The 5,852-nt window shown below is 67.7% G+C and carries 6 protein-coding genes and 2 pseudogenes; 5 read left to right on the top strand and 3 right to left on the bottom strand.

The annotated features are described in order from the left end of the window. Nucleotides 1-46: 46 nt before the first annotated feature. The 3 genes and pseudogenes from VGZ23_05140 to VGZ23_05150 form a co-directional block, all read right to left on the bottom strand. A pseudogene (locus tag VGZ23_05140) lies at nt 47-267 on the bottom strand (alcohol dehydrogenase). Continuing rightward, a complete protein-coding gene (locus VGZ23_05145; GenBank protein HEV2356981.1) occupies nt 264-692 on the bottom strand; it encodes an archease in 429 nt (142 codons plus the stop codon). Before VGZ23_05145 ends, VGZ23_05140 begins: the two are co-directional and overlap by 4 nt. 4 nt (nt 693-696) lie before the next feature. Further along, on the bottom strand, nt 697-2,151 hold the full coding sequence (locus VGZ23_05150) for an RtcB family protein (protein ID HEV2356982.1): 1,455 nt from the start codon (nt 2,149-2,151) through the stop codon (nt 697-699). Between the two features lie 270 nt (nt 2,152-2,421). On the opposite strand from VGZ23_05150, the gene VGZ23_05155 reads away from it, so the two are divergent. From VGZ23_05155 to VGZ23_05175, 5 genes and pseudogenes are all read left to right on the top strand, one after another. Beyond that, complete coding sequence (locus VGZ23_05155) at nt 2,422-3,690, top strand: helix-hairpin-helix domain-containing protein (protein HEV2356983.1); 1,269 nt, start codon at nt 2,422-2,424, stop codon at nt 3,688-3,690. Beyond that, on the top strand, nt 3,650-4,132 hold the full coding sequence (locus tag VGZ23_05160; GenBank protein HEV2356984.1) for a hypothetical protein: 483 nt from the start codon (nt 3,650-3,652) through the stop codon (nt 4,130-4,132). The genes VGZ23_05155 and VGZ23_05160 overlap by 41 nt, the downstream gene beginning before the upstream one ends. Next, nucleotides 4,111-4,644, top strand: a pseudogene (locus tag VGZ23_05165) (DNA ligase). Before VGZ23_05160 ends, VGZ23_05165 begins: the two are co-directional and overlap by 22 nt. 164 nt (nt 4,645-4,808) lie before the next feature. Next, nucleotides 4,809-5,510: an ATP-dependent DNA ligase gene (locus VGZ23_05170; GenBank protein HEV2356985.1), complete on the top strand. Its 702-nt coding sequence runs from the start codon at nt 4,809-4,811 to the stop codon at nt 5,508-5,510. Nucleotides 5,511-5,533: 23 nt separating this feature from the next. Then, on the top strand, nt 5,534-5,852 hold a 319-nt coding region (locus VGZ23_05175; protein HEV2356986.1), incomplete at its 3' end, for a DNA ligase.

Genomic DNA, 5,852 nt, shown 5'->3' on the forward strand with positions numbered 1-5,852 from the left:
GCAGTTCTGCCAGCGCGTGGGTCGGCACGGCCACCAGTTCGGCCTATGCACCGGACTCAACGAGGCCGACCACGCCGCGCCGACGCCGGGGCCCGAGCCATCCGCCGCGGCCTGTTCCACCGTGCCGGCCAGGTCCCATCCCAGCCGTTCGCCCGCTTCTGCGTTTGGGGCGCGACGCACTTCGCTGCGGTTGAGCGAGATCGCGGCAAACTCGCACGAGAGCGCTTCGGAGGGGTCAGGTGCCGGTGCCTCAGTAGCAGCTCTCAGAGATTCAAAATCACCCGGGCTTCCCACAGACCGTTCGCCTGGGTAAGCGAGAAGCCGTGGTATGTTGCCGCCTTCACCATTCTCCGGACCGCGTGCCGGTTCGGATCGACAGTGTCGCCGAACAGCTCCGCCACGAGGGCCGTGTCGCGGAGTTCGGTGACTCGGCAGCGCCGGGGAAGGAATCGTTGAACGTCGAGCAGGTAAAGCAGTTCGTTGAGCCAGGTGACGAGCAGCGCCGAACGGTCGGCCGCCGACACGGTGGCCGTCATCCGGATATCCTCACGGAGTGCGTTCGGATCGACCATGAGATCGACCAGGGCGTCGGCGGCGTTCGCGAACAACTCTTCCAGTGTTTGTCCGCGGATGACAAGGCCGACGTCGGCGGTATGCTCGAACGTCTCGAAAGCCGTGAGGCGACGCGCCACCGGCTCAGCCTTTCACTACGGCCAGCGGGCGCAGGCGGGCGACTTTGCGGGTGATCCCGGCCCCGTCACTCACGCGGACCACGTCGGCGACATCCTTGTACGCCTCGGACGCTTCCTCGGCCAGGAGACCGCGGCTCTGAGCGCGGACGATGATGCCCCGCGCGGCCAAAGCCTCGACGATATCGACGCCGTGAAGCAGCCGCCGTGCTGCGCCGCGGCTCCGCATGCGCCCGGCGCCGTGCGGAGTCGAGCCGAACGTCTCCGCCATCGCGAGCGGCGTGCCCACCATGACGTAGGAGTACCGGCCCATGTCTCCGGGCAGGAATACCGGGTGCCCCACATCGCGGTAGGCGGCCGGCACGTCCGGGTGGCCGGCGGGGAACCCTCGCGTCGCGCCCTTGCGGTGCACGCACAGCCGCGCGTGTTCGCCCTCGACGGTGTGGTCCTCGATCTTCGCCATGTTGTGGGCGACGTCGTAGACGATGTCCAAGCCGGGCGGCGTACCGTGAGGTCCCAGCACCGCCGCGAACGTCTCGCGGACCCAGTGCGTGATGAGCTGCCGGTTGGCGAACGCGAAGTTTGCCGCCGCGGCCATCGCGCCGAGATACGATTGACCCTCTGGCGAGGATAGGGGGACGCACGCGAGCTGGCGATCGGGCAGCGTGATCCCGTACCGTGGAAGCGCGCCGTTGCATACACCCAAGAAATCATCGCAGACTTGATGCCCGAGCCCACGGGACCCGCAGTGGATGAGCACCGTGATCTGGCCGGGCCGGCGCAGGCCGAAGACCGCCGACGTCGCCGGATCGAAGATCTCGTCGACCTGCTGGATCTCGAGGAAGTGATTCCCGGAGCCGAGCGTGCCGAGCTGATTGAGCCCCCGGGTGTGGGCCTTCCGGCTCACCTCCGCGGGCACCGCGCCCGGGATCGTCCCCTCAGACTCGATCCGATGGAGATCGTCCGGGCGGCCGAACCCCCGCGCCACGGCCCAGGCTGCGCCGCGCTCGAGCACGTCGTCCAATTCAGTAAGCGTGAGGCGAAGGCGCCCATGCGCTCCAACTCCGGACGGGATGTTTTCGAACAACCGGTCGGCAAGGACGGAAAGGTGGGGACGTATCTCCTCCCGGGCGAGGCCGGTAGTGAGGAGCCGGACCCCGCAGTTAATGTCGTAGCCCACCGCACCGGGGGAGACGACGCCGTCGTCGAGCCGCATCGCCGCCACCCCGCCGATCGGAAACCCGTACCCCCAGTGAATGTCCGGCATGGCGATCGACCGGCGGACGATGCCGGGAAGCGTTGCCGCGTTCGCCACCTGCTCCAGCGCTTGGTCCTCCTCGATGTTGGGAAGGAGCGCCTCGTCGGCGTAGACCAGTCCGGGGACCCGCATTCCCGGCTTGTAGTCCGCCGGGATCTCCCACCGGAACGCGTCGATCCGGCGCAGGCGGGATCCCCGTTGCACCGTAAGGCTCTCGTTCGGCTGGTGTTTGACTTGAGCCGACATGCTGGACACCACGCTAAGTGTAGCCCCGGTTCCCGCGCCGGACATCGGGCGCCGGTCTGATTGCGCCCTCGGGAGAATGAAGCCGGCGCCCGATGTGAGACGGGAAGCGCGGATGGTACGGTGGCGATAGGGTGTGGCGCCAGCGCGCCAGAGAGGGGCCGGTGGCGGGGGGAGCGCATGATGGCCGTGTCCGCCGTGCCGATGAGCGCTCGTACTGCGTCCAGGCGCATGACAAACAAGGAGATCGCCCGGATCCTCTACGATATCGCGGGTATCCTCGAGATCAAGGCGGAGATCGTCTTTCGGGTGATCGCGTACCGCAACGCCGCGCGGTCGGTCGAGTTCCTCGCCGAGGACATCTCCGAGCGCTACCGGCGGGGCGGCCGGAAGGCCCTCGATGCGATCCCGGGGGTGGGTACCTCGATCGCGCTCAAGATCGAGGAGCTGCTCCAGACCGGCCGGCTGAAATACTACGACCAGATCAAGAACACCATCCCCACCGTGGAACTGGGATTGACGAAGATCCCCAACGTAGGGCCGAAGACCGCGAAGAAGTTATGCGAGACGCTCAAGGTCAAGAGCGTGGCCGATCTCGAGCAGGTCCTCGACAGTCCCCGGGCGGCCAGGTACTTCAAGCAGAAGACGCGGGAGCGGATCAAGACCGGCATCGCACGGCTCCGCCGGCTCTCCGGCCGGATTCTCCTGCCGTTTGCAGAACCGATCGCCCGTGAGTTCGTCGAGACGCTGCGGCGATGCCCCGGGGTATCCAGCGCCGACCCGGTCGGGTCGCTGCGCCGGATGCGGGACACGGTCGGGGACATCGACATCGTCTGCGCCGCGACGGACCCGGCAGGCGCGATCAAGCGCTTCCTCACGCATCCCGATGTCAAGCAGATCCTGGCCCGCGGCGACACCAAGACCACCATCATTCATACCGGCGGGGTGCAGATGGATTTGGAAATACTGCCGCGCGCCGAGTACGGATCGCTCCTTCAGCACTTCACGGGGTCCAAGGAGCACAACATCGCGCTGCGGACCTGGGGCGTGGAACACGGCTTTTCCATCTCGGAGCATGGCATCAAGCGCGGACGCACGCTGTATACCTTCGAGCGCGAGACCGATGTCTACGCGTTTCTCGGCATGGACTGGATTCCGCCGGAACTGCGGGAGAATCGGGGCGAGATCGAGGCCGCCCTGCACCACCGGCTGCCGGCGCTGCTCGAGGCGCGCGATATCAAGGGGGATCTGCAGGGCCACTCCACCTGGTCGGACGGGCACGACACGATCGACGTCCTCGCGCGCGCGGCGGTCGCGCGGGGCTACGAGTACCTGGCGATCACCGATCATACCAAGGGCCTCGGCGTGGCCCACGGCGCGCGTCGCCGAGCGGCACAAGGAATTCGAGACGATCAAACGGGCGTACCGGGGGCACCTTCACCTGCTAGAGGGCCTCGAGGTGGACATTCGGGCCGACGGCCGCCTCGATCTGCCGGATGAAATCTTGAAAGACATGGAGATCGTCGTTGCGTCCATCCACTCCGCGTTCGCGCAGCCGAAGGCGCAGATGACCGCGCGCCTCGTCGGCGCGATCGAGAACCCGCACGTGGACATCCTGGGGCATCCGTCGGGGCGCTTGTTGGGCGAGCGCGAAGAATACCCGGTGGACTGGACCGCGGTGTTCACGGCGGCGGCCGCGCACGGGGTCGCGCTGGAGATCAACGCGTTTCCCAACCGGTTGGACCTCAGCGACGTGCGGGCGCGGGAGGCGCACCGGCACGGCGCGCTGCTCGTGATCGACACGGACTTCCATCGGGCGGAGCACCTCGACATGATGCGCTACGGGGTCGCCATCGCGCGGCGCGCCTGGCTCACAAAAGCGGACGTGCTGAACACCCGGTCCTGGCCGCGGCTGTCCACGTGGCTCGAACGCCGGCATTAGTCTTGCGCTACGCGCAGTTGGCAGGCGTCTATCGAACACTCGAAGGCGTCGGCGGTCGCCTGACGGTGGTCGCTACGCTGGCGGATCTCTTCCGCCGCACGCCGAGCGACCTTTTGCCGAAGGTCGTCTACCTGTGCCAGGGACGGCTCGGCCCTGAGTTCGCGGGGATCGAGATGGGCGTGGCGGAACCATCGGCGGCCAGGGCGGTCGCGGACGCCACGGGCTCGAGCGCGGCACGCGTTCTCGCGTTGCTGAGACGGACCGGTGACCTTGGGACCATCGCGGAACAACTCCTGACCCGGTCCTCCGCGCGGCGCCCCGCGGCGCTGGACGTGGCCGGCGTGTTCAAACGTCTCGAAGAGATTGCCACCGTCTCCGGGCCAGGGGCGCAGGGGCGCAAACTGTCGGCGCTCTCGGGCCTGATTCGACGGGCCGCACCGCTGGAGGCGTGCTACCTGGTGCGAACCGTCACCGGCAAACTGCGGCTCGGCATCGGCGACGTGACGATCCTCGACGCGCTCGCGGAGGCGTACGCGGGAGCGCGGGGGCGCCGCGCCGTGCTCGAGCGAGCCTACAACATCTGCTCCGACCTCGGGGTGGTCGCCGCCACGGTCGCCGCGCGGGCCTGCGCGGGCTCGCGCGGATCACCGTTCGTCCCGGCCGCCCCGTCCGCCCGATGCTCGCCCAGCGGCTCTCCACCCCGGGGGCCATTCTGGCCAAGCTCGGCGGCACATGCGCTGCCGAGTACAAGTACGATGGAGAACGCGTGCAGATCCACCGCCGTGGAACGGACGTCACGCTGTTCTCCCGCCGCCTGACGCAGATCACCGATCAGTATCCGGACGCCGTCCGGCTTCTATGCGACGGGGTGCGCTTCCGGACCGCCATTCTCGAAGCCGAGATTGTGGCGCTCGTCCCCGAGAGCGGAGAGCTGCGGCCCTTTCAGGAGCTCATGCACCGCCGCCGGCGGTATGGGATCGCGGAGGCGATGGACCGGTATCCCGCCGGTTTGTTTGCATTCGATCTCCTGTACGCCAACGGCAAGGACTTCACCAACCGTGCCTATTCGGACCGGCGGCGGGCGCTTGCTCGCGGTCTCCGGCCGTCCAATCGTCTCGGGCTCACCACGCAGAAGATCGTCGGTGATCCCCGAAGTCTCCAGGCGTTCTTCGAGGAGGCGATCACAGACTGCTGCGAGGGCGTGATGTGCAAGTCTGTCTCGCCGCATGCCGTGTATCAGGCCGGTGCCCGCGGGTGGCTGTGGATCAAGTACAAGCGCGAGTACCAAACAAAGCTGCAGGATACTCTGGATTTGGTGGTGGTCGGCGCCTTCCACGGCCGGGAAAGCGGCGGGGACGGTACGGGGCCCTGCAGCTGACCGCCTATGATCCGGGTACCGGCATGTTCCTCACGGTGACCAAGGTCGGAACCGGATTCTCCGACGCCGATCTGGACACGCTCTCGGGGCTACTGGCTGCCTCCCGTACGGCCCGGCGTCCCGCGCGGGGGATCGAGCCGGACATGTGGTTCGAGCCGGCCGTGGTGCTGGAGATCATCGGGGCGGAGATCACCCTGTCACCCATTCACACCGCGGGATGGGGGCGCGCGCGGAAGGACGCCGGTCTCGCGCTCCGGGTCCCCCGGTTTACCGGCCGCTACCGCGACGACAAGGCGCCGGAAGACGCGACCACGGTCGATGAAATCTGGCGCATGTTTCGGT

The sequence above is a fragment of the bacterium genome (assembly GCA_035945995.1).
Lineage (GTDB): Bacteria > Sysuimicrobiota > Sysuimicrobiia > Sysuimicrobiales > Segetimicrobiaceae > DASSJF01.